This is a genomic window from Pirellulales bacterium, from assembly GCA_035656635.1.
In the GTDB taxonomy this organism is placed as follows: domain Bacteria; phylum Planctomycetota; class Planctomycetia; order Pirellulales; family JADZDJ01; genus DATJYL01.
In genome coordinates this window covers 1-25,009 of sequence record DASRSD010000159.1, presented here as the reverse complement: position 1 = coordinate 25,009, position 25,009 = coordinate 1, and the positions used below count along the sequence as shown (strand labels likewise).

Annotated in this window: 21 protein-coding genes; 4 read left to right on the top strand and 17 right to left on the bottom strand. The window is 51.4% G+C overall.

Annotation, left to right across the window (positions count from 1 at the left end):
• Positions 1-122: 122 nt before the first annotated feature.
• The 14 genes from VFE46_16425 to VFE46_16360 form a co-directional block, all read right to left on the bottom strand.
• Positions 123-1,790 carry a flagellar M-ring protein FliF C-terminal domain-containing protein gene (locus VFE46_16425; protein HZZ29584.1) on the bottom strand — a complete coding sequence of 556 codons (1,668 nt, stop codon included), beginning with the start codon at positions 1,788-1,790 and terminating at the stop codon, positions 123-125.
• A 32-nt stretch (positions 1,791-1,822) separates the two neighbouring features.
• Positions 1,823-2,140, bottom strand: coding sequence for a flagellar hook-basal body complex protein FliE (fliE, locus tag VFE46_16420; GenBank protein HZZ29583.1), 318 nt, complete (start codon positions 2,138-2,140; stop codon positions 1,823-1,825).
• 86 nt (positions 2,141-2,226) lie between these two features.
• Complete coding sequence (flgC, locus tag VFE46_16415; protein HZZ29582.1) at positions 2,227-2,649, bottom strand: flagellar basal body rod protein FlgC; 423 nt, start codon at positions 2,647-2,649, stop codon at positions 2,227-2,229.
• Between the two features lie 102 nt (positions 2,650-2,751).
• Positions 2,752-3,171: a flagellar basal body rod protein FlgB gene (gene flgB, locus VFE46_16410; protein HZZ29581.1), complete on the bottom strand. Its 420-nt coding sequence runs from the start codon at positions 3,169-3,171 to the stop codon at positions 2,752-2,754.
• Positions 3,172-3,455: 284 nt separating this feature from the next.
• Positions 3,456-4,940 (bottom strand): sigma-54 dependent transcriptional regulator, encoded by a 1,485-nt coding sequence (locus VFE46_16405; protein ID HZZ29580.1) that lies wholly within the window; start codon positions 4,938-4,940, stop codon positions 3,456-3,458.
• Positions 4,937-5,590 (bottom strand): HAMP domain-containing sensor histidine kinase, encoded by a 654-nt coding sequence (locus tag VFE46_16400; GenBank protein HZZ29579.1) that lies wholly within the window; start codon positions 5,588-5,590, stop codon positions 4,937-4,939. The genes VFE46_16405 and VFE46_16400 overlap by 4 nt, the downstream gene beginning before the upstream one ends.
• Positions 5,591-5,802: 212 nt before the next feature.
• Positions 5,803-6,258 carry a hypothetical protein gene (locus tag VFE46_16395; protein ID HZZ29578.1) on the bottom strand — a complete coding sequence of 152 codons (456 nt, stop codon included), beginning with the start codon at positions 6,256-6,258 and terminating at the stop codon, positions 5,803-5,805.
• Positions 6,259-6,289: 31 nt separating this feature from the next.
• On the bottom strand, positions 6,290-8,743 hold the full coding sequence (locus VFE46_16390) for a tetratricopeptide repeat protein (protein HZZ29577.1): 2,454 nt from the start codon (positions 8,741-8,743) through the stop codon (positions 6,290-6,292).
• A gap of 343 nt (positions 8,744-9,086) precedes the next feature.
• The gene (locus VFE46_16385; GenBank protein ID HZZ29576.1) at positions 9,087-9,863 is read right to left on the bottom strand and encodes a hypothetical protein; all 777 of its coding nucleotides are present in this window, start codon (positions 9,861-9,863) and stop codon (positions 9,087-9,089) included.
• A gap of 247 nt (positions 9,864-10,110) precedes the next feature.
• Complete coding sequence (gene mdh, locus VFE46_16380; protein ID HZZ29575.1) at positions 10,111-11,058, bottom strand: malate dehydrogenase; 948 nt, start codon at positions 11,056-11,058, stop codon at positions 10,111-10,113.
• A gap of 240 nt (positions 11,059-11,298) precedes the next feature.
• The gene (locus VFE46_16375; GenBank protein HZZ29574.1) at positions 11,299-11,931 is read right to left on the bottom strand and encodes a hemolysin III family protein; all 633 of its coding nucleotides are present in this window, start codon (positions 11,929-11,931) and stop codon (positions 11,299-11,301) included.
• Between the two features lie 156 nt (positions 11,932-12,087).
• Positions 12,088-12,264 (bottom strand): hypothetical protein, encoded by a 177-nt coding sequence (locus VFE46_16370; protein ID HZZ29573.1) that lies wholly within the window; start codon positions 12,262-12,264, stop codon positions 12,088-12,090.
• A 58-nt stretch (positions 12,265-12,322) separates the two neighbouring features.
• Positions 12,323-12,847, bottom strand: a complete 525-nt coding sequence (locus VFE46_16365; protein ID HZZ29572.1) for a hypothetical protein — start codon at positions 12,845-12,847, stop codon at positions 12,323-12,325.
• Complete coding sequence (locus tag VFE46_16360; protein HZZ29571.1) at positions 12,847-13,740, bottom strand: hypothetical protein; 894 nt, start codon at positions 13,738-13,740, stop codon at positions 12,847-12,849. Before VFE46_16360 ends, VFE46_16365 begins: the two co-directional genes overlap by 1 nt.
• A gap of 502 nt (positions 13,741-14,242) precedes the next feature.
• On the opposite strand from VFE46_16360, the gene VFE46_16355 reads away from it, so the two are divergent.
• Both VFE46_16355 and VFE46_16350 read left to right on the top strand, forming a co-directional pair.
• Positions 14,243-17,470 (top strand): hypothetical protein, encoded by a 3,228-nt coding sequence (locus VFE46_16355; GenBank protein HZZ29570.1) that lies wholly within the window; start codon positions 14,243-14,245, stop codon positions 17,468-17,470.
• 82 nt (positions 17,471-17,552) lie between these two features.
• On the top strand, positions 17,553-18,551 hold the full coding sequence (locus VFE46_16350) for a tetratricopeptide repeat protein (protein ID HZZ29569.1): 999 nt from the start codon (positions 17,553-17,555) through the stop codon (positions 18,549-18,551).
• 49 nt (positions 18,552-18,600) lie between these two features.
• Here VFE46_16350 and xerD read toward each other — a convergent pair whose 3' ends face one another.
• Positions 18,601-19,485 (bottom strand): site-specific tyrosine recombinase XerD, encoded by an 885-nt coding sequence (gene xerD, locus VFE46_16345; protein HZZ29568.1) that lies wholly within the window; start codon positions 19,483-19,485, stop codon positions 18,601-18,603.
• Positions 19,486-19,738: 253 nt separating this feature from the next.
• Here xerD and VFE46_16340 point away from each other — a divergent pair, with 253 nt between their 5' ends.
• Both VFE46_16340 and VFE46_16335 read left to right on the top strand, forming a co-directional pair.
• Positions 19,739-20,743, top strand: coding sequence for an HD domain-containing protein (locus VFE46_16340; GenBank protein HZZ29567.1), 1,005 nt, complete (start codon positions 19,739-19,741; stop codon positions 20,741-20,743).
• Positions 20,744-20,805: 62 nt separating this feature from the next.
• Entirely contained in the window at positions 20,806-22,233 is a 1,428-nt protein-coding gene (locus VFE46_16335) for an MATE family efflux transporter (protein ID HZZ29566.1), read from the top strand.
• A gap of 78 nt (positions 22,234-22,311) precedes the next feature.
• Here the strand turns inward: VFE46_16335 and VFE46_16330 are convergent, their stop codons facing one another.
• Positions 22,312-22,584 carry a hypothetical protein gene (locus tag VFE46_16330; protein ID HZZ29565.1) on the bottom strand — a complete coding sequence of 91 codons (273 nt, stop codon included), beginning with the start codon at positions 22,582-22,584 and terminating at the stop codon, positions 22,312-22,314.
• Positions 22,585-23,152: 568 nt separating this feature from the next.
• Positions 23,153-24,334, bottom strand: a complete 1,182-nt coding sequence (locus VFE46_16325) for a hypothetical protein (GenBank protein ID HZZ29564.1) — start codon at positions 24,332-24,334, stop codon at positions 23,153-23,155.
• Positions 24,335-25,009: the final 675 nt, after the last annotated feature.

Sequence of the window (25,009 nt, the reverse complement as noted above, 5' to 3'; positions counted from 1 at the left end):
CGCAATTGCCTGCTTCTCAGGCAATTGCGCCAATAATAGGTCAGCGGTATCAGCATCTAATGATGCAAGCAACACGGCCGCTTTGTGGGGAGACACTTGATTCATCGTTCTAAGTACTTGGCTTAATTTGCGGTTCCGATCCAGTTACGGAGAATGTTTGCAGCGGCGTCGGGATCTTCGCGCACAATTTCAACTAGTTCGTCTCGCAACGACGGACCGCTTTTGCTGCGACGACGACGGAGGCGTGGTACAGCGGCAACTTGTGTTGGCACTTCTTCAGGTGCCTCTTCAGTGGATGTTGTGGCAGTGGACGTATGCATCAATTCTTTCGATTCATCGGTAACAGAGGCTGGCACACTGCGGACAATTGAACGCACTAATAGCAGACTAAAGATTCCGAGCAGCGCCATACCGAGAGCACTGGCATGTTCGGTAAACCAAACTAAGGCATGGTCGGCTGTGCTTGGCTTTTCAATTTCCGGAACGGGCATGCTAGTAAATGATGTGACTATTACCGGATCACTGCTGGAGTCTTCCGGAGCCGGAATGATACCGATCACGCTCTTCTTAATTTTGGTGTTTTCTTCCGTTTCAATTTGTGATATTGCGGCTGCCTCCGGTTTTTTGGGTGTTGCGCCCGTAGGCACTGGATTACGTTGCTGCCAAACTTCTTCGTAGTAGCTGCTGGGAATTCCAACGGAAACCGTTACACGCTTGGGAGTCAAACCTGCCTTGCTAACTTGACGTGATTCATTGCTGATCATGTTTCGTTCGTGTCGCGTGGTCGATTCATCTTCGGTGCGTGAACCGTTGCCGCCAGCGCCCACCGCCGCAGGGGCATTCACACCGCCTTGATTTCCGACTCCTGGCCGGCCGCTCGGTAGCGACGTGTTGGAATTGGACGTCTTATTTGACTCCGAAACTTCGTACGCCACGGCTTTCGGGTCAATTTTGTTACTTGTCTCAGTTTCTTCCAGCTCTGGATGTAACTCGGCATTGACCGTAACCACGACACCTTTGACGAAGCTGAGTGTCTGACGAATATTGTCAGCGTACTTTCGTTCGTATTCCAGTTTGGTATTAAGATAGCGATCCTGGGTGGCATCGACGATGCTGCCGGGCTCGCCGCCAGGGTATGCATGGCCGTTCACGTCGACCACTGCCACGCTCTCCGGTGCAGCGCCGATGGCAGGACCAACCGCCAAGCGAATCATTTGTACCTGCTCCGAATTCAGCATTTGGCTGCCAGTCGGTTTGACGGTGACGCTGGCGGTTACTAGCTTTTTGGAGTTGAAGGCTTGTGGAGGCTCAACGTTATACAACACAGTTGCTCGTTCGATCCCACTCATCTGGCCGATGATTTTGGACAATTCGTCCTGCAACGCTACCTTTACTAGTTCCTCGCGTTTTCTGCGATCAACGAATGGGCCGCCGCTATCAAGCGATTTGGTGAGTGAGTCCAAAAAGTTGTGCGGTAGCGCGCCGGCGTCCGCTAGTGCCGCCATGTATGCAGCCTGCTTACCCTGCGGAACCCGTATGCGGTTACCTTCCAACTCATAGTCGCTGAGGTTCTTTTTTCCGAAAGCTGCTTCCATGGCCGGCAGCTGGCTGGGCGCGACAGGTTCGCCACCGAACAGGTAGCCATCGGCGCCGGCAAACTGATGATTGAACAAGTACGCCACGCTGATCACGATAACGAGTAACAACAGTGCGGCTGTAATCCGTGCAGCCGGCGTCATTGAGCGGAACAAATCGGTCAGTTGAGCAATCGCTTTATTAAAAAAATCCACCGGCTTATGTCCTTACTGAGTGCTATAAAATGTCAAATTCGGATATCTTGGATTTCTTCGTATGCCGAAACGAGTTTGTTGCGGATTTGCATGATCATACGAAATGCGATGTCGGCTTTTTGAACTGCCGTCAATACTTCAGCGGGATTCGCGTCACCGCCTGTAAATAAGGTTTGGACCGCCTGATCGGCGTCTTGTTGCATCGAATTCACTTGTTCGATGGAGTTCAGCAGATAGTCCTTGAAGGATGTTCCGTCATTCGCTTGCAATCCGTTGGCATTTTCAGCGCCAATCGCATTAGCGCCGGTTGATTGCGGCAGAATAACGCCACCAGTGCTGTGCGAACTCATCGGATTGAAACCGGAAACGTAGGACATCGAATCAGCAATCAGTGATTAGTTTATTGGAAAGTGGTTCGTTCTTGGACCCTTTATCGTTACGCTACAATCCTCAACGCCTGCTGGATCATGCTTTTGGACATTTCTACTACCCCCACGTTCGCTTCGTACGCACGACTGGCTTCCAAAGCATCGACCATTTCAGTCGTCATATCGATGTTCGGATAAGCCACATAACCTTGGTGCGGCCCTTGCTTCGCAGCATCGGGATGACCCGGCTGAAATTTGTAACGCGGTTCTACTTGAGCGGTTTCCACCGATTGTACGCGTACGCCCTCAGCCCCATCGGCGTTCTGAATGGAATTGTCGGTGGCGAAGATCACAAACTTTGGCTGGTACGGAATCGCCTCCCCTTGTCCATTGCGTGTGGTAGACACATTGGCAATGTTACCTGCGATGGCGTCCATCCGGAGGCGCTGTGCTGTTAGTGCACTACTGCTAATGTCAAGAGCTGGGAACATGGTTGTTACGCGTTGGCAAGTGGTCTCAAGTTTAAGTCAAGGAACGAACCTAAAGTAAAGTGGAATAACCCGCTTCAGTGTATTAGGGTTTACTGTCTTTCATTACGCCTGCTCGCTTATGGCTACCTGTAACAAATGGAATTGTTCCGTTAATACCGCAAGTGCGGTGTTGTACTGCATTTGGTTTTTCGTTAATTCAGCCACTTGTTGTTCTAGGCTCACTTTTCCGTCGTCGTGACGCAAAATGGTTTCGAAGGCGTCTTCTAAGTACATCGCGGCATCGTCCGCCACGAGCGAATCGGTGTTTGTGATACTGCTTCCTTCGCCCTGCGGAAATTTGTGGGCGTCTATAGCCTCCTTCAATCGTTCTTGGAAAACTGCAGTCGATAAATCTCGCGCCTTGTAGCCGGGCGTATCGATGTTGGCGATGTTCCCAGCTAGAACGTTGTGTCGCGATTCGCCGAAGCGTACCACTTGCTCCAAAATAGGAATCGTACTTGCTTGAAATAGTCCGTACGTCATAGGCAGTGCTGCGGCAACTGCCCCCGGGCAAACTGGAGATGCCCGATGCAAGCTGCGCGCCACGGTTGTGCTATCACTCAAATGAGCATTTAAGAAATAGTTTGATCAAACTGCAAGTTCAAGTGACAAAATACGTTGGCAATGCGAAATGGATAATTGTCGACGCTCTCGCAAAATCTCTCGGAAATGACCTGTCAAATTTATGGGCGCGAATCGGCAGATTCGGCGCATTGCAAACGGCAATATTTGCGCGACGAGCGGTGATTGACTGACCATCATTGTCTTTATGCCGCCTTGGTGAAAACCTTGGTTCGCGGAGCATAGCCATATTCTTTGATTTTTCCGGACAACGTTCTCAGACCAATGCCCAATGCTTGAGCAGTCTTGGCACGATGTCCGCCAAATCGCTCAAGAGTGGCTTCAATTAACTTACGTTCCATGGTTTCCAGGCTTAGCCCACACGCCATCCCTTTTCCCAAGAAAGCTGTATTTTCGTTTGCTGAACTTTCGCTCCGTTCTCCTCTGGCTCCAGAGGTGCTGCCGTGCAAGCTTAGCCAACCACGGAGTTCGTCTGCCGTTATCGGACCTCCCACATTCAAAACGCTCGCGCGGGAAATAATATTTTCAAGTTCGCGCACGTTGCCTGGCCATTGGCATTCACAAAGCAATTCCACTGCGCCTGGCTGCAATTCACACGGATTGCGCTGCAAACGTTGAGCGGAACGGAGCAGAAAATGTGCAATTAGGTCCGGAATATCATCCCGTCGATCACGTAACGACGGCACTGCCAACGGCACGACGGCCAGCCGATAGTACAAATCTTCGCGGAATCGACCTGCGGCAATTTCGGCTTGCAAATTTCGATTGCTTGTTGCCAATACCCGCACGTCAACATAGGTAGTAACACTGCAACCAACACGCTCGAACGATTTTTCTTGAAGAACGCGCAAAAGTTTGGCCTGCAGCGCCAAATCGATTTCAGTAACTTCATCCAGTAAAATGGTCCCTTGATCGGCCAATTCGAAGCGACCTGTTCGCGGGCCTTCCGCTCCGGTGAACGCTCCCCGCTCGTGGCCAAACAGTTCGCTTTCCATTAGTTGAGCGGACAGAACTGGGCAGTTAAGGCTGACCAACGGAGCTTGCGAACGGCTGCTGGCCGCATGAATGGCGCGGGCCACTAACTCTTTGCCTGTGCCGCTTTCGCCTACAATCAATACCGTTTCCGATGTGCGGCTCACCTGTGCAATTTGCATGCGGAGTGATTTCATTGCGGCGCTGGAACCAATCATTGTTGCACCGCTTGCTCCGAAATTGGGTAGCTTCGTACTTGCATCCTGTTGTCGCCCATGTTCAATTGCTCGACTGACCAAGCGTTCTAACTGATCAGCGTCAAAGGGCTTTTCAATGTAATCAAATGCCCCATGTCGCATGGCATCCACTGCTGAAGCTACTGTGGCATGCGCTGTGACCATCAAAATCTGCGCGCCATGCGGTAGCCTTCCTAAGTGATGAATGAATTCAAGGCCTGACATTCCGGGCATCTGTAAATCAGTTACGATGCAATCGAAGCTTTCTTCGTCCAACTGATTGAGGGCCTCACTTGCGCTGGCCGTGCTCTCTACTTGGTGACCCGCTGCCCGCAACACGTCGGCCATCGATTCGCGCGCTTGACGATGATCGTCGACTATCAATATCTGACCGGCGACCGACTCTGGTGAAAACAAGGCAGCGGCTTGTGGAGTGGTTTGTTGTCGATTTGATTTCCTCATGCAGCAGCCTCCATGGTGTGTTGCTTCACAGGAATCCGAAGCGTAAAAGCAGCGCCTCCTTCGGGACAATTGCGCGCCGTCAAGTCGCCGCCGTGAACTTCTACGATTCGACAAACAATAGCCAATCCCAGTCCTGTGCCGTTACTTTTAGTGGTGAAAAACGGTTCAAATATTCGGTGGCGAACTGTATCGGACAGTCCCGGTCCGCTGTCAGCGATTTCCAACTCGAAGCCTTGTGGCCCACTGTAGGAAGTGATTATCAATTGACCGCCCTTCGGCATTGCGTCGATCGCATTGAGGGAAAGATTTAAAACGCAACGGCGGAGCATGTCACCGTCAGCAAACACAAAATGTACGGAAGGTACATCTAGCTCAACTGCAATTTGCTGCGCTTCCAATTGAGGCGCGAGCGATTGAAGCACCTCTTCGATTAATTTTCGTACCGCTACGGCCCGGCGTACCGGATCACGCTCTGCAGTAAAATGCAAAAGATCATTAACAGTAGCATCCAAGGAAGTGAAACCCGCTGCCAGTTTGTCGAGCAGTTCGCGGTTCATAGCATCCTCGGAAAGCCGGCGACGAAGGAGGCTCAGGTACAAAGCCACGGGCACCAAGCTATTTCGTACTTCGTGAGCCACATGCGAAGCCATTTGCCCCAAGTCGGCCAACCGATTTTTGCGCGCCAATTGGCGATTTTTTGATTCCAACTCGTCGGTGAGCCGACGGACTTCTTGTCGCAGCGTCTCATGCGTTTGCTCTAAACGAAGCGTCGCATTGTGCCACGCCGATAGCACTGCATGCAGATCGGCTTTGGCATCGAGCTGATCACGCTCGATATATAATCGTGGAGACGACATTAGTTTCACTCCGATGATAAATCCACTTGTTTAATCGTGGACGTTTTCGAATCGACGTAGGCCTGGCGCGCCTGAACGGCAAAATGAACTGCGTGCAGACGGTTACTGGCTTCGTCACGGCGCACAATCAATTTGCTTTCGCTTTGCTTTTCAATCTCCACCACTTCGGCCAGCAACCGCTGACAGGCCTCGGCTAGTTCGGCACAACGACGGCGATCATCCTGGTTCAACCATATCCGGTCTTGTGGAAATTGACTTCGATACGGTTCAAGTTGCCGTTGTATTGATTGCAATTTCCCCATCAATCCTTGTTTTATCGCTAACAAATTCAATAGTTGACTCAAATTGCTGCCATCGATGAATTCGCATTGTCGGCCGACCAATCTGCGCACCTGTAATAGCAACTCACATTTTTGGGCGAGCAGTTGGGTGAGCGTATTGGTGTCGAGCAAATTTGTCATCTTGTGGAATCCAGTACACTTTATTCGTTGGCTACAGTTCCGCCATTTCGTGCAGCACTTTGCTCCATTCCTCTCGGGTATAGTTCGTCGTCAGAGTGAAATTGGCATCTTTATTGATCCGCGCTAGAGTGGCTTCTGCCAGAACAATTGTTCCATGTGCCTGTTCCGGGCAATTTAGCTGGCGGTAACAATTCGACATTTGTACAAACGCGTCGAGAGCCGCCGGCTCATTACGGCACAGATTGGCCGCATCTGCGTAGGCATGAATAGAGTCGTCAAAACGATTTAATTCGTACAGTGATTGTCCTATGGCGAAGTAACAGTTCCGTAGGATTGCACGGTCCAACGGATCTGGGCTCGCCTCCTTTTCTCGATTGGTGATCATCATTTGCGTCTGACGATACTGTTCCAATGCGGCGTTCATATTTCGTAACATTTGATTAGCGTCGGCAAGACGTAGCTTCTCTACAGTTTCAACCTGCATTTTCTGTTGAGCGTGTTGGCCGATATGCCGATACGAATCGGCAACTAAATATCGAGCTTCGATCGCTTGCGGCGCATGAGGATATCGTTCCACAGCTTCTTCCAACCGTTGGATTGCGTCTTCATAGCGCCCTGCAATGTGCAGCAAAGAACCAAGTGCGAATAAAGAATCACGCCATTCGGCACTGTGCGGTGTGAGTTTGCCTCCGTCGAGATTGGCGCGCAACATTGCTTCGGCTTTCGCTGTATCGCCTTTTTCTAAATTCGCCTTAGAGGCAAACAGACGGGCTTGATAAATAGCTGGATCGCTGGCATAGGAATCAATACACTCGTGCAACGCCAAAAGGGCCTTGTCCGTGTCACCAAGCGTTAAGCGTGCTTCACCGAGAAGCAATAATGCAGTTGCTCGGCGCCGACGAAGCTCGTTTTTCAAATAGGACTCCAGTGAAACCGCGGCATGCTCGTAATCATGCCCTTCAAAAAAGCACTGTGCTTCGTTCCACAAGTCGTCAGAGTACGTACGACTGGTGCTATGTACCTCAGCGAGCTTGGCAAACGCCAATCCGGCCCGGCGCAAGTCGGAGCGAGCTTTCGCGGACAAAACTTTTGCTTGATCAGTTGAGGCGGTCACCGCTTTCGACAAATATGTGTTTGCGGTAGCGCGAAGGAGATCACCGGTAAGTTCTAATTCTCGCTGCGGCGGAAAAAGTGGCTGCAACAAACGTGAAACCTGTGCAGCTTCCTCAAATTGAGTTGATTGTAGGTCCTGCTCATACGTCGACAGTAAGTTTTTGCGTACTTCGTCAACAGAGAGCAGATCGTTTCGGTACGTTGTCGGGTCGCCAACTGCTTGCACGACATGACGCAGCAAGGAAATGGCTTCTTCGTTGCGTGCCTGACGCCGCAATAGAGTCGCCGACTGGAATGCGGCAGCGATACCTTCGGCACTGGCGAGATTTTGCTCACGCACGCGCCGGAATTGATCGCCTGCTGCATCAGTATTGCCAAGCTCCAATTCACATAACCCTAGTAAATAACCGGCCCGGAGCACGACATTTGCTGGGACACCACTTCGGTTTTGAACTTCCTTTAGCTTTTCGACAGCCTGCTGGTAGGTGGTCGCAACTTCATTGTGTGCCTGATCGTCAGTGCTGGAATTATCGGTCAGCGCGCGAGCTTCGCGCATCAAGAGTTCCGCTCGGAGTAACTCGGCGCCGGAAAAGTCTGCAGATCCAATGTGGATTTTTGCTAGCGCGGCTTGGCAGCCTGAACGATCGTCGAGATGATCGAGAATTCGGGCGTTCAGCAATAGTGCAGCATCACGTTGCTCCTCCGTAAGCGAAGATTCGGCCAAATATAGCTCACTATGCTTCTGAGCCTTGCTCCAGTTGGCATCAGTGCCTTGCGAATAGGCAATTGCCAAGAGATTATATGTTTCCGGATCGGCATGCGAATCGGCGTTGATCGCTTCTTCCAGCACAGTCCGGCTTGCAGAATATTTACCCGACAAGCATAAAGCCTTACCCAATAGGAACAGGCCCTGCGACCGGCGACCTTCCGGAAAGCCGAGTACTCGAGCTTCCTCTAAATATCGAGAAGCCTTTTGAAAGGCACCCTGACGGTCACCTTCCGGCAGTAATTCTCCTTCATTTATAGCAACAGCACCCAGTATAAATGAAGGACCGCCGCGTTCTTGTGGCTCGAGTTCCACCGGTTTTAAAAGATTGGCCATGGCTTTAGCTTCCATCAAAGCTTGATGATCAAGCGCTTTAAGCGCCATGGAGAGCGTAGCCAGATGCTGGACTTTTGAAGTCAAATACTTCGGCACCCACACGAATAGCGCAACTACGTGCACAACGACCAATAGCACAACCATCGACATGGCAATTTTGGTCCGCTTCGACCAGCGCGCAATACGACCAAACGTTGAAGCGCGCAACCTGGCTGCCAAGCCCGGCCGATCAGGCTGCGCGGTGTTCGAGGTTGGTTGTTGCTTGGCCATCCTTGGCTAACGGCGCACAAATTCTGTGCGGACGATGTATTGAAAGGAACTCCACCGCATCCTGCGGTGGAGTGCGACATAGATCACCAACAGTCCAAGAAACTTTCCAGGGGCCGCCACGGAACCGCGACGGCCTATCTTAAATTTGCGACAGTTACCAACAAGACGAGAAAAATCGGGCCGGGTTGTACCGAATTCCGCCAGTCGTTGTCAATCCATGTTGGCAGTGAGAAAGAGATCAAACCCTGCAAGCTGCAGAGAAGCAGCAAGCATGGCCACAACCGCTAGCAAAATGAAATTGCTAGCTACAATATTAGGGCTTGGCCTGACTCAGAGATGCACTTCATCCCACGCCGGTCTGGCGCGGTGGAACCACATCGGACATCACGGTCTGTCCGACAATTTGCTCCATAATCCAGCGATCAGCATCCGCTAACATCTGTTCCGACAGAGAACCATCGCCCGGATATTCGCGCAATGTAATCGACATGCCGGCAGCATGAAATAGGCGTAAATTATCGCACACCTGTGGCGTAGGATAGTAACTTCCTTCCCGACAAGCAGACACATGTAAGGGAAGTTTTCGAACTGTATTTAGTTTTGCCAGCGGAGCGCCTTCAGTCGGAAATGGTCCGCACAGCGATAGCACGCCGGCATATCGCTCGGCCTGTTCCGTGGCAATCCGAAATGCCATGGTGCCGCCCGATTCGTATCCTGCCAAGAAAATCCGATCGTGCCGAATATGAAATCGACTTTGGGCTTCGGCAATCGCCGCACTTATCGCTTGTTCGGCCCAAGAACTATGTTGAAGGGATTGTTGCCAATGATAACCCCGTCCAGCCCCAGATCGAGATAGCCCCTTCAGCGTTCCGCGCGGCGCAACAGCCACATAATTGCGCATACTTATTAACGGCATAATCCGCTGCAACTGTCGTTCGCTATCGCCTCCGCCATGTAGCCAGACGAGCAATGGATAGGCGTAATTGCGCTCGTAATGCAGGGGAGCAAATAAGGCATGCGGATGCTCGGAAGAAGTGCCGTAAACACCTGTCGAGCAGAGCTCGACGGACGGCTCAGACTTTGGCAAGGCGGAAAGAGTTTGTTGCTGTAGGCGATTCATCATTCAATTAGTTACGCCTTGTGCTTGCTAAAAGGTTCGTGGTTCAAAAGACGAAATAGTCCGACCGACATTACTGCAAATTAACATACCCGTACGATGAGGACTGTAAGGCACCTAGCGGAAATATGTCAACATCAATGCCGGGTTTGCAATGCGGAAACGGCAGTCAAAATAGCTGGAATCGACACACTCAAATCATTTCGAGAAATAACGCGCTCGCTGATCGCGCCGCTCTGCCTCTAAAAAACTACCCGGTTAGTCCCTCCATTACCTTCGTCAATTCCTTGACTGCTTGCACACTCTTTTGGAAATCGGCTAGTTCTTGCGGCGTAAGTTTGAGTTCGACAATTTTCTCGACTCCGCCTGCACCCAAAATCACGGGCACGCCCACAAAATATCCACCAACGCCGTATGGTTTATCACAATAAGCAGCACACGGGATAAGCCTCTTCTTGTCTCGTACAATCGCCTCCACCATTTGAGCCGTAGCTGCAGCTGGCGCGTAGTATGCACTACCGGTTTTCAACAGTCCAACGATTTCCGCACCTCCAGTGCGTGTGCGCTGGACTATTTCGTCCAATCGCTTGGCATCAATCAATTGAGTTACCGGAATTCCTCCCACTGACGTGCAACTCGGCATAGGAACCATGGTATCGCCGTGGCCGCCCATCAGCAGCGCGGAAATGTCTTCTACACTCACACCTAATTCCATGGCCAAAAACGTGCGGTATCGCGCCGTATCTAACACGCCTGCCTGCCCCAGAACTCGGTGCGGCGGAAAACCAGTAACTTGCCAGGCCCGTTGCACCATTGCATCCAATGGGTTGCTTACGACAATCACAATGCAATTTGGGCTGTTGTTTTTTATTTCCGTTGCCACCGAACCGACAATCTTGGCATTGGTGGCCAACAAATCGTCGCGGTTCATGCCCGGTTTGCGGGCAATTCCCGCAGTGATGACGACGACATCACTGTTTTTTGTGTCTGCATAATTCGTGGTGCCGATAACGTTGGAGTCAAACCCAACAATTGGCGACGCCTGCATCAAATCGAGCGCTTTACCGGCTGGCATTCCTTCTGTTTGCGGAATATCGAGCAGAACAATGTCGCCCAATTCGGCCGCGGCGCACCAGTGAGCCGTAGTAGCGCCAACGTTGCCGGCACCAATGATCGTAATTTTTGCACGACGTAGCATCGGATGTTAATTTGTAATTTTCAACAATTGATTTTTCTTTCGTTGCAACCTAATCCAGCCATAGTCCTTTGCAAAGGGGGGGAGGGCAAAATGATAAAATGTAAAGGGCAATTATCAAAAAAGTGAACTTAAATGAATGACATATAGAGAGCATGGTCTTCGCCGTTCGCGTTGCTAGATCAACGAGTGCAGAAGTCGATTTCTGCTAGCGGCGCTTCGCAAATTAGTACTTGCTTGGTGTCAATCCACCCGCAGCGCGAAATGCAGAATCGCCCAAAAGTGGCAAGCTGTTCCGGCCATCACCCACAGATGCCACACAGCGTGCATGTATCGATGACGGTGATCGTAGATTAGAAACAAGACTCCCACGGAATAGCAGATTCCACCGGCGAGCATCCACCAGCGAACTTCAATTGGCACCAACTGCAGCATCGCCCAACCACCCAGCAGCGGCATCCAACCTAACAAAAGGGGAACCGCGGTCGAAACATTGTTGATTCGGTGGTTTAAGAATATCTTGCTGATAAAGCCAGCTATTGCAACAATCCAAATCGCAGAGAGCAAAATCCACCACTGACCACGATTCAGGTAGGCTGCTGCAATTGGAGTAAATGTGCCCGCAATAAACAAGTAAATGCAGCCTTGATCGAGGATGCGAAATAAATATCGCAATCGAGGCTGCGAAAACACATGCGATGCCGTCGAGGCGGCATACACGGCTACCATCGTGGTGGAGTAAATCAACACAGCTGCCCATAGCCACACTTCGTTCGCAGCTGCCGCGCGCATTAACACAGCGGCCGCAGTGACGCTCAGCAGTAAGCCTGCGCCATGGGTAATTGAGTTGGCTATTTCCCCAGTACCTGTTGGCATCGGCATTTTATAATTAGCGCCGGCGTCAACCACTCCATCGCTGCCCGACAATGCTGCGGACAACCATCCGGCCGCGGCTGCATCAGATGGATCAACTGGTGGAATGGATGGAAAAGAGACAGACATCGGCAACGAGCACCATAAACTGCATAAATCTCAAAAAATCACTCCTTTCGTTATCATCGGCCCGCCATGCACTGGAACAATATGGTTTTCTATATTGCCGGAAGTGTCAAGAAACATACGACCATCTTCTGAGAAATTTTTTATTTCTTGGCTTATCAGCTTGACTCCCCTGTAATGGGAGGCCGCATGATCAATTGTTGTCAGCATGTCAATTTACTTCGGCATGCAATTTGTGATCTGAAGGGCAAATTATGGGAAAAGGAAGCTATTCAGCATTGGTGAATTCTCCAAGATCACGGGCCGAACTGTGAAAGCACACTGCGTTTTTATCACGAGCAAAAACTGCTGGAACCGTCCTGCATCGACGATCAAAACGGGTATCGTTATTACAATGCGGGAAAGATTGAACCCACTCATTTGATCGTCTTGAGAGACGTAGAGTTTCCACTTCCGGAAATCGCCGAGATATTGCGGAATTGTCACGATGAAGCTGACATGCTGGCCTACTTGCAGCGTCATCAAAAAATGTTCGCTGAAAAAGGTGGCGCACTACCGGCAAATAGGCGATTGTCTGGATCAGATCATCAAGCAACAGACAACGAGGGTGGGCATGCAAAGTAATCACTTTGAAGTAGAAGAAAGCATGATCAACCCTATAGTAATTGCTGGGGTATGTCTCTTCAGAGGCAGCCCCAAAAAGCATCTGACCGAAATTTAGATACTCATCCAGGCTTAGGAGAATTTGCAGAACATCAGGTAGCCCCAACGGCATATCGTTTGAGGTCGACACTACAGTCGTTTCCAAGCCTGGCTAACTTGCAAGTGCCCTGACACATGTACATTGAGCAACCATAGCCAGACGAATGGCGTAAAGAAAGCTGCCAGATCGGAAAGCACAATCATCCAGGCCTTCCATTGCACGGTCGGCTCAAAAAATAAATTGGCCGAAATGCACCATAGCATTAGCATTCCAATGACAATCGCTCGCACTAGTGGTTCGCGCGGCCGGCATTCGTTACCAAGCCGAACTTGCAGGCCGGCCAAGAAATAACCAAAAGCTATTAACGCGGCCGCAGTCGTAAGACCAAAAACAATGCTTGGCACGGTTTTCGTTATTGCTACTTTTACCGCTTTCGATTCGTCGCCGATACCGAATATCTGGAGTGAAGGTGAAATGATGAGCACAATCATCAGGAACACGGTAACCCCTATAGAAATGTGCAACAAACGACGTTCCACGGCCGGCCAAGCAAGCAAACACATTAACCAGCCTGAAAATAAAATCATCCATCCTAACAACGTTCCCGCGATCCCCCACACCAAGAGCAATGTAATGGCCTGGGAAAGTACCGTGTCGCCGCCAGTAGACCTACTTGCTAGAGTAGTTCCGATCAGCGCCAGTCCGAGCAACCCAAACGAAATCCACGATAACAACAGCGCATTTTTAGTAACTTGCAATGCTGTTCTCAGTGCAAACCAATGTTTTCCGTCAAGTGTTATTTCGGCTTTGGCGCCAGCGTCAAAATCACCTCTAGTGCCGGCATTCTGCTGGTTGTCAGCAACACTGTTGCGCTCATGAATGGGCGGCGGAGTAGATACAACTGTCGAGTCTGAAAGCGCAGCAGTTTGTTTCCGCACAGGTGGCAGATTATTGGAGGCGATTGTATTGGCGGGAATTAGCAATTCCGCTTTGCAAGCAGGACAGCGACCCTTTCGGCCAGCCTGTTCATCCGGCGCTCGCAATCGTTTTCCGCAAGCAGAACATTGAACATCAATAGACACGAAGACCCTTTCGAATTTATTCCGCTGCTTAGAACACTATCACAAGCTGCAACTTGGCGAATTTATCTTACTGTCTCGATCCGGGGAACCCCAGCCGAGGATGAAAGGGGACAACTTCCTAACTCCGTCGCACAAGTAACTTGTCAGTTTAATCCATCCGGCTAGCTTTGATCGCGAATAAAATGAGCCTACAGTGCTTGGCTTGAAATCCGGGGGCTCGCCTCGCTCGACCGCTGCTACCCAAAATGTTTCGATTAAACGGATACACTAGCATCGCACCACTTTGCTTGTGTGTATAAAATGCCGCCTTATAATTAAAAATAGAGGAATTTTTGGGCGAGGGAACAAACAGCGAGTCCAGTTCATGATAACTAAGCAGGCCCCCTTGTCATGGCGCGCAGTGATGGTCATGGCATTCTGCCTAGGGAAGTTGGCCATTTGCTCAGCAGCGGACGATTCACAAGCTTTTGTCGAAGCACTGTGTGCACGGCAGTACCTCGATACTGCCACTGATTATCTCCAATCGGCTGTGGTCAATCCGCATCTGGCTGCAGATTTCAAGGCTTCGATTCCGTATGAACAGGCGATCATTTTGTCGGCAAGTTCCAACAGAGCGGCCGATTTGCAATCGCGAATTAGCGAGCGCAAACAGGCCTGTGCCAAACTTCGCGAATTCATCGCGGCCAACCCTGACCATGAGTTGGCCGGGCAGGCCCGAGATCGACTGGGCACAGCTTTGATGGAACTGGCGGATACCGAATTGGCACATTCAACTGGTAATCAGAGTGCATTGCTAAGTCAGGCTCACGCAGACTATGCCGAAGGACGTATCGTGTTTGAAGAATCTGCCAAGCGAATGCGCAATGAGCTTGACAAGCTTCCTCCAGGTGATCAGCGTGAAGAGTTAGGTGGGCAATGGTTGGGAGCTGCTGTCAATGTCGGCCGGGCGATTTTTTCTATGGCAATTACCGCCGAGCCTGGAAGCCAGCAGCAGAAAAATCTCCTGCAAGAGACTGTCGCGCAATGTGGCAGCTTATACAAGAAATTCCCTAGCCGGCTGGGCGGGGGTGTGGCCCATTTTTACGAAGCACGCGCGAATGAAGAGCTTGGCGAGCAAAAACTGGCATTGTCAGCCTACAGCGACTTAATTGACGAACTTTCCAATACCGATACAACCGTGCGTCCCTTGAAAACGCAAGCCATCCTGCGCGCCCAGGCGTATTGGCTGCAGGATCAAAACTTCAATACTTTGATAGACAAAACTTTATTCTGGGCTAGGAGCGCTCGGGGAGCCGAGTTGGTCGACCCTAATTGGCTAATGGTGAAGCTTGGGACGGCCACAGCCCTAGAAAAAATTGCGGCTACCTTGCCCAAAAACGATTCCAGACTATCTGGCTATATGCGCGAAGCGCGTAACTTAGTGACAGAGGTTGTGAATTCGAAAAACAGTGATCTCCAGAACCAGGCGCAAAACCTACTAGCCCAATTAACGCAAATCTCAGATTCTACGACATCAACGCGGCATTTATCATTGCGCTCTGCTGGGGGAAACGCACCGCATGAAGTGCTGCAATTGGCGGCCGACGCCCGGTCCACATCTGCCACACCACAATCGACCCCCGAATCCGAGGCTGAGATCACATCATTCGATCCAGCATACGATAAAGCCTCTGAGGCTACTGAAGACGTGAAGTCGGTCCAGGTGGAATTGGAATTTGCTCGTCAGGAATCAGTGCCCGATGCCAAGCACATTGCTGAGTTAGAGGCCACACTCAGAGAAAAGCGCGAGGAAGCGTTCAAGTTTAGTCAACGCGCCATTGCCCTTACGAATTCAGCGACGAACCTCGAAAAGGTCAATCAGGTTCGGTATTGGCTGTGTTATTTTAATTTCTCTAAGGGCAACTACTACGATGCCGCTGTGCTGGGTGATTTTCTCGCGCGAAAGTATCCAAAATCCGCCAGCGCCCTTCCAGGAGCGGAAGTGGCACTGGCTGCATTCGACGCCTTATACCGTCAACAAAAGCAGACAGCCAACAACCTAAACTTTGAAATTGCTCATTTGTCGGGCCTGGCAAATTATGTCATTGGACGATGGCCCGACGATATCGAGGCAGCTTCCGCCCTACAACTGCTGATTTCGCTGGCCATTGATGCCGGCGATTACGATAAAGCCAAGGCGATCATCGCACGTGCTCCGGCCGATTCTGCGGCACGCCGCAGTGGAGAAGCAAATTTGGGTCAAGCGCTGTGGAGCAAATATCTGCGCACCGTTCAACAGCTGCGCGAACGAAAAGCTACAACCGAAGAATCCACTGCCCAGGCAACAACTGGCATGGACGATGCGCAGACGAAACATAATCTAGATGCACTACTGCAACAAGCAAAAGAAGCACTTGAGCAAGGCGTGAATGGCATGCGCAAGCAGGAGGCGGTCGACGAACGCGCTGTCTTGCCTGCCCTTTCGCTAGCGCGACTCTATTTAAACGTGGGTGATGCCAATAAGGCGTTAGAGTTATTAGAAGATCCCAAAATTGGCCCGCTAACCATGCTGAGGAAGCATAGCACCGTTACTCAAACGGAAGAAGTCGCAGCTGAAATTTACAAGACCGCACTCCATGCCTATATCGCGGTGGCTCCTCAGCAACTCGACAATGCGGTGGACACAATGAATTCGCTGGAAAAGCTATACGCAAACGATAAAGATAGCGCTGAGCGCTCCATGCAGACCTTGGTGGACATCGCCGTAGGATTACAACAGAAACTAGATGAGCTAAACAACCGTGGAGAGACCGAGAAAGCGCAGGTAACTAGCAAAGCATTCGATACGTTTTTAAACAAAATTTCGCAGCGCGAATCCACCGCCGATTATAAGATTTTAAACTGGGTGGCGGCTACGTACGAAAGCCTGGCCAATGGTCTGAATCCAGGCAGCCCAATTGACACTGCACATTCGCCAGCTGCCGAATATCAAACATTACCCAAACTCTCGCCTGACGCGCAAAATTACTTACAAAAGGCAATCAATGCCTACGAGTTAATTCTATCGAAGTCCAAAGAGAATCCCGATTTCATGCCGGCCGAAAAAGTTCCCGCCATACAACGACGTTTGGCTTTAAATTATCGCACTCTCGGGAACTATGGTAAATCAATTGCTATGTTTGCCGCCATTCTCAAAGAAAAGCCCTCTCTTTTGTCCGTGCAAGTGGAAGCAGCATACACATACCAGATGGGGGGCAAGAATAATCTTCCCGATGACTATGTGGCAGCCATTCTCGGCGGCCGCGGCCCAACTGAGAGCATTTGGGGTTGGAACAAAATCGCGCAAAAAACAGCCCGTGACGAACGCTTTCGCGATAACTTCCACGAAGCTCGCTATAACATGGCTTTATGCCGTGTCGAATTTTCGGCAACTCGAAAAAATGACGACGAAAAGCGCAAGCTGTTAGAATTGGCCAAAGACACGATTCGCGAAACTAAACGCTTTGAGTCGACGTTGGGTGGCTCCAAATGGCAGCCGCAGTATGAGAAACTGCTTCGAGAAATTCAAAAGGATTTGGGCGAACCTGTTGTCGGTCTGTTGGAATTTGAACCAAAGAATGCAGATACGGGCGCGAAAGATACAAAAAATTGAGGCCACACAATTTCGGGAATTTAAAAATATGTTTCGCCGCTTATTACCTGCAATCGGTTCTATGCTCTCAATGGTTGCTTCCATGAATTGTTGCGTATCCATCGCACGAGCTCAAGGAGACTACTATCGCGTGCATTTGCTTAGTGGCCAACCAGCCATCGGCCATTTGGGCGAAATCAACAAAGATAAAATCGTGTTGCAAACGTCTGTCAGTTCTAAAGAATACCCGGTCAACGAAATCAAATTCGTGCAACTGCCTGGCGAACCGCGCGATTTGCTAGAAGCCCGCAACGCCATTCTCGAAGGTCACTACGAGCAGGCGATCGACTGGCTGAATAAAATTCCGCCGCCGCAATTGGCAAGCGATGTAGTTAGGCAAGATGTCGATTACTATCGGGCACTGGCATCTGCCCACCTTGCTATTAACGGCGTAGGCGATGTTCGTGCAGCCGGTACTGCATTGATCGACTACTTGAAGGCCAATCCCGACAGCTATCATTTTTACGAAGCGAACGAAATTACCGGTGATTTGCTCATGGCACTGGGTCGATATGATCAAGCACCTTCTTACTACAACGAATTAGCCAAAGCGCCTTGGCCCGATTACAAGCTCCGGGCGGCGGTGGCGCTAGGACGGGTTTTGCAAGCGCAGGGCAAATACAATGAGGCAATTCAACAATTCGATGCCGCACTTAATACTGACGCCAAGGGAAAAGCTGTAGAGATGCAATTATTGGCCGCACGGGTTGGCAAGGCCAAAAGCTTGGAAGAACTCGACCGCACGAAAGAAGCCGTCGATTTGCTTACCGCAGCCATTGAACAGGCTCCAGCGGAAGACAATCTAGTATATGCCACCGCATACAATGCTTTGGGGAACGCATATCTGAAATTGAAGCAACCGCAAGAAGCGCTCTATGCCTACTTGCACGTCGACTTATTGTACAATCAGTTGCCGGAGCAGCATGCCGAGGCTTTGTACCACCTAAAAGGTCTTTGGACGCAATTGAACAAGCCTGAACGCGCGAAGGAAGCTGCCGAAACGCTAACGTCTCGCTACGCTTCCAGTCCGTGGAACAAATAAATGTAAAAGAATTTCCAGCAACAATCGTGCGGGCACCGTGAGGTTGATTTCATCCACGTGGATGAAATTGCTGATGGATCTTTTTCAGCCTTGTGTGATCGACGTGAGTGTAAATTTGCGTGGTCCGGATGCTGGCGTGACCCAACATTTCTTGCACTTGTCGCAAGTCTGCGCCGCCGGCTAGCAAATGTGTAGCAAAACTGTGCCGCAGCGTATGTGGGCCGATGCTATCTGGGGCTCCCACACGCAAGGCGTAACGCTTGACCAGCTCCCAAATTCGCTCTCGGCGGAGCCGTTTGCCCCGCCGGGAAAGCAGTAACCAACGAGGCGGAATACTCGCGCCTGTAGTAAGGCTCGGACGTTCATGTGTCAGATATTCTTGCACTCCCAATACTGCCCGGCGTCCCAGCGGCACCAACCGTTCTTTATCTCCCTTGCCGCGAGCGAGGCAAAATCCTTGCGACAAATGGACATCGTCGGTTCGCAGATTCGAAACTTCTGAAGCTCGACAGCCTGTGGCATAGAGCAATTCCAGAAGTGCCCGATCACGTCGCCAGAGTAAATCGTGCACGCGGGGCGCCATCAGCAGTTGGTCGATCATTTCCGGTGATAAAACCTGAGGCACTCGTTGCCACAACTTTTGACTTCCCAATAGTTCGGCCAAATTATCCAGTAGCACGCCTTCGAGTTGCAGATAGCGGAAAAACACTTTTAACGCCACCAAATGCCGCGCTACGCTAGCCGGGGCCAAACTCATCTTGTTTAAATGGGTCGGGTAATCAGCCAGTTCGCGGATGTTGAGGTCTTGCACTTTCCGCTGGCCCAGCCAGACAGCAAATTTCGCCAAGTCGCGCCGATAAGCCGCTACCGTGTTGACGGCTAAGTGGCATTCGCTGCGGCTATAATCGAGAAACATTTCTATCCAGCGCCGCATCGGGTTGGAGGCGGTTGCTGACCGCACGGATCTTGAATTTCGTCTTGCAGTAGACATTGCGCAACTTACGTTGTCAGACAACAGTTGTCCGCCGTGCAACCTGTTGCGCGCATCGGCATCCACGTTCCGAAACTGAATTTGACGTATTGCCATCCCGTAGTTTGCTGTGATTGCTTTCGCTATGATAACAGTTCGAGTCGTTCGTAGCGGTTATAACGGCCCTCAGGCATTCACTCGGAAAAGTTTAATCAATATGTCCGCACGCTTGTTTCCCATTGGAACTCTGGCCGAACTGGTCCCTGGCGAAGAAGGGGATTTTTTTGCCCTGCTTTCTGCCAAAGAACAACTAACCACTCGAGAAGGTAAGCCGTATTTCAAGATCACCTTTCGTGATGCCGGCCGCGAGGTCAGCTTTCCTATTTGGAACGATTCGGCGTGGGCGATTGATTGTCGGGACTCGTGGAATGTGGGTGTATTTTTCAAGATTCGGGCCACCTACAAAGAGACCAATTTCGGGCCTCAGTTGGAAATTAAGAAAATCCGCGCCGTGATTGAAGCTGACGCCGCGGAAGGATTCAACCCGCTAATGTTGCAGCGCAAATCGCGCTTTGATGCCGAGGAAATGTTCAATGACTTGCTCGGCTTGGCGAAAGATAAAATTGACGACAAAAAACTGCGGTCACTGGTAGTTGATCTGCTGAAAAATAATCAAGACGCGCTGCTCACATTGCCGGCTGCGCGGAAAAATCATCACGCCTATATTGGCGGTTGGTTGGAACATACGCTCAGCGTCGCGCGCACCGTGGCTTATTTGGCGGAGAAGTATGACGAATACTATTCTGACATGCAGCCCCGGCTGGATAAGAACGTAGCGATCGCTGGGGCAATCCTGCACGACATCGGCAAGCTCCGGGAATACGAATCGCAACCGCAGGGCGCGGTTTACACGGCGGAAGGCGCTTTGATCGGTCACATGTTGCAAGGTCGTGACATCGTTCGTACCGCCATAGCAGATCGAGGTTTATCGGAGGAAACGATGCTGCGATTGGAACATGTAATTATCTCCCATCAAGGTCGGCCCGAATGGGGCGCCCCAAAAATTCCTCTGACTCCTGAGGCCATGATTGTGCACTATGCCGATGATCTTGATGCCAAATACGCGATGCTGTACAGCGCGCTTCGAGACGACAAAAATCCAGGCCCCATGACTTCAAAGAAGAACCAATTGTATCAGCAAATCTTTCGTGGATTGGAATAGCAACGGATTACACGCTCGGTGCAAGACGCCCTAGAAGGCCGAATGCTTTTAATCATCGGATGATGCCTCACTCTAAAAAGTCGCTCACGGAAGGTCCAATTTGGATTGCATTGGTGCGATTGTCGGTGCCGATTATTTTGTCCAATATTTTACAGTCGGCCTATCAACTGACTGATACGTTTTGGGTGGGCCGCTTGAAGACAGGTGCGGCGGCGGTGGCCGCAGTATCGCTTTCGTTCCCCATTAACTTTTTGTGTATTTCGCTGGCGGGTGGATTACCGATTGCCGGCACCGTTTTAATTGCACAATTTCGGGGAAAGCAGGACGAACGGGCAGTCAGTCACGTGGCTGCCCAAACGCTGCTGTTGTGCTTTGCCGTATCCGTTGTATTAGCCGTGGGCGGATTCGTGCTTTCGCCATCGCTCATTCGCTTCATGGGCGCTGCCCCGGATGTACTGCCCGATGCCGTGCGATTTTTACAAGTCACTTTTTTGGGCTTTGTATTTGTGTTCGCATTCTTTGCATACCAAGCACTCATGCGCGGCGTGGGGATTGTTTACCCGCCAATGTTTATTGTCCTACTCACCGTGCTCTTAAACTTCATTTTGGATCCGTTTTTTATCTTCGGCTTTGGCCCGATGCCCGCGATGGGAGTAGCGGGCGCGGCGATGGCCACGTTATGTACACAAGCTTTGGCCACCGCCATCGGAATGGCGTTGCTGATTCGCAAACGCAGCGCTGTGCATTTACATTGGGCCGATTTTCGCCCCGATTGGCGGTTGATGGGCACACTGTTAAAAATTGGCGCCCCGTCATCGGTCGAACAATCAACGCAGGCCTTGGGCATGACGCTTATGATGCTGCTGGTTTCAACATTTGGAACCGATCCCATTGCGGCCTATGGCGTCGGCAGCCGGGTATTGAGCATTGTACTTATTCCCGCCATGGGGCTGTCGTTGGCTACTTCCACGCTGGTGGGCCAAAACATCGGAGCGGGAAGGATCGATCGCGCCGAGCACACCAATGCCATTAGCTGCCTCCTGAGCTCGGGCGCACTGTTGGCCGCGGGCGTATTCTTCTATTTTTCCGGGCGTTGGTGTTCGATGGAACTGATGCCGCAGGCGGGAGCAGCCATTGACGAAAGCGCTGAACTGATTCGCATTGTTGCGATTTGTTTTCCCTTTTTGGGATTGCAACAGGTGCTGACCGGCACATTGCGCGGTGCGGGCGACACCGTCGCGCCAATGTTATTGGCGATTATCTCGCTCTGGGTACTGCGCTTTCCACTGGCTTACGTCCTTTCCAAGCATACCCAGTTGGCAGCCAATGGAATTTGGTGGGCGGTCTCAATTTCAATCATCGCCTCCGCAATTCTAGCTGGCATTTGGTTTCTGCGCGGCGACTGGAAGCGCAAACGACTATTGGATGACGTGCGCTTGGAACAAAGCGCCGAAAGCCAAATGGCGATGGAAGAAGGCTTGCCGTTTTAGTTTACCGGCGCTTAGATCGCGTGGAAATAAATAAGCGTCCTAGTACGACGATCTCGCTCGGCCTATTGGTAAACAGCCTTAAGCTTGCTCACGGCGGCGACTTTCCTGTGGCACCACGCGCCGCATGCTGGCAGCCGCTGGAGCCGCAGTATGAATCCAACGTCCCACTAACTCCTTTAACTGCCGATCGATCGACGCATCAAATTGTTGAAAGGCTGCTCCACTAACAACCAATTTGGGTTCCAGCTGACTATGATCTGCAGGGCGCGCTCCCCCAGCATCGCCGGAACCGGATCGACTGTATCCGGCGGCATCCGCGTCATCACGAGAAGTTGGGAATCGTTCGGACATGCTCTGCTCCTTCCGGCAGTTCAAGGCGTTTGATTCGCACAGGGTGCAAATGTCGTACCATCTAATACGACCGACAGTGGGCCAACGGTTCGGGTTCGCGCTACAAATATCATTTACTTAGTTATCGTTCGAGCTTTATTAAATCACATGGACTGACGGAATTCTTGAAAAAAAACATCGTGAATAAAAGCACGGGCTTCAATTTCCTACTGCCTGCGTTTCTGGAATGCCCCAGGGAGTCCAGTTTGGTATTCCAAACTCGAATTGAGAAAACTTGCCCTCCAGATCTGTCTACCTGTTCGTCGTCGGGTGAGCAAAATTGCTTAACGGTTAAGTATTTAATGCCCTTGGGGACGGGAATAGAACCCTCTGGATAGCCGGCACGTACACCGCGACAACAAGGCTCAAAAAAGACGCCCGGCGGATGCAGGTGGGATGCTGCGAATTTCCGCTGGGCGGTTGGGGGACGCGCGCTTTTGGAAAGGCGCGCGTATCGCGGGAGTCATCAGTTGTTCGATCATTCGCCGCGAATCTTGGATTGGCGGCCTTATTTTTCTCCCGGGGCAACCTATTTATTATCAGTCTTGTCCGCGGCGGATTCGGACTTGCCCGATGATTTATCGTCGGATTTGTCAGTCTTTTTCTCGTCGGCCAGCATTTTATCAGCCAGCGCCTTCGTGCCAGCTTGCAGACGTCGCAACGGTCGGTCAGTCGCACCGGCGCCTGCACCACCGGCTGGTCGTTCTTCCTGCGGGCGGCGCATCAGAGGCAACAAATTCGCTTTAATTTCCGATTCATCCAGCACGCCGTCGTGGTTGGTATCGAGCTCGTCAAACCGATCCTGCAAGCGAGACGGGAGTTCGTCTTTTTGCAGTTTTCCGTCGCCATTTTTGTCGAGCCGCTGGAGAATGCGTTTCATCAGAGCATCGGGATCGAGTGCGCCTTGACCGCCACCTGTCGCACCACCCCCTACACCGCCGCCAGCGCCAAAACCGCCGCCGAATCCAAATCCCCCTGGTGCGCCATTGTTTCCACCAAACCCGCCGGCGCCGGCCAGCGCGCCCCCTGGCATTGATTTCAGCAATTCCTCGCGGGTAACTTCACCGCTGCTGTTGGCGAGTTTCTTCAGCACTTCGCCGGCGGCCGCAATTTCCTTGGCATCAAGCTTGCCATCGCCATTGGTGTCCAACGCCCGAAATAGGGCAATTCCCATCAGCGGGCCTGGACCAGGACCGCCGCCGAATCCGCCCGCACCACTACCGTCGAACGCTCCTGGCTGCCGTCCTTGTTGTGGTCCACCACCGCCCACGGCTCCCTCTCCCGGCCGCCGATCTCTTGGACGTTGATCGTTGGGCATCCCATCATTCGATCGATCACCCGCTTCGCTCGGCCGATCCGCGGGCCGCTCCGGCCGATCTTCCATCTCTTTCATGCCGGCGATGAATTCCTCAGGGCTCAATTTGCCATCGCCATTACGGTCTGCCCGCCGCAGTAGTCGTTCAAACAAGCGGCGTTGATCTTCGGGCACCTCGTCGGCAGTAATTTGACCATCATGATTGGCGTCAAGCTTGTCGAACAAGCCGGACAGCTTATCTGCCTCCGCTTTGTCTTGTGCGGCTTTATCTGATGGGGATTTCACGCCCGGAGCATTTGCCGACAAAGTTGGATGGCTGTCATCGGCTGCCCACACCAAATTACTGCATGTCATCGCCAGAATGGCAAGTGAAGCTAGCACTAATGTGCGAATCATGATTGGTCTCCTGTCATCGGCAAATGTTCGCGGGGTTGTCGGCACACTCGGTTTGAAACTTTGTACCGAACGACGCTTTGTAAACCTGTTTCCGCCGGCTCTGTAACTCTTTCGCCTGCGTGGAAAATTGGGCAGCATCAGCGTCGCCAAAACACTAACTGCTCCCAATCATCTAACCTCCAAAAGAAATAGTTGTTTCGCATGAATTCTTTCAAGTTTTGTGCTGCGGGCACGATGAATCTTGCACCAGCACAGTGCTGTCAGCTAGCCAGAAATATTCTGCTTCCATCGCAAGTAGTGACACGCCAGTCACTTAATCGACCTTGCTGCTAAAGCTGGCCGGCTCCTATAATCTCGCCGCGTGGGGTAGGTACCCGCGGAAACCCAGTCCGTAAGGATTGCGGTTTCTGCTTTTTTTTTATGCCCGATGGTGGCCGCTTGGAATTCACTTTTTTTAGTTTCCATCCGTCGGTCGATTGGTCTGGCGTTTGCATTAGGTACGGTTCAGTGCAAGATCACGGTTGTACGGCATCGGGTGGTAAGATCGGTACGGTAGTCGTCCACGGCATGCTTCATTGCGGAACCTGTGGTTGAATCGCCACACCAAACCGCAGCGACCACATTGCCGGTGGTGAAAAGTCGACACTATCCTGCCAACTTCACCGTATACCCGTG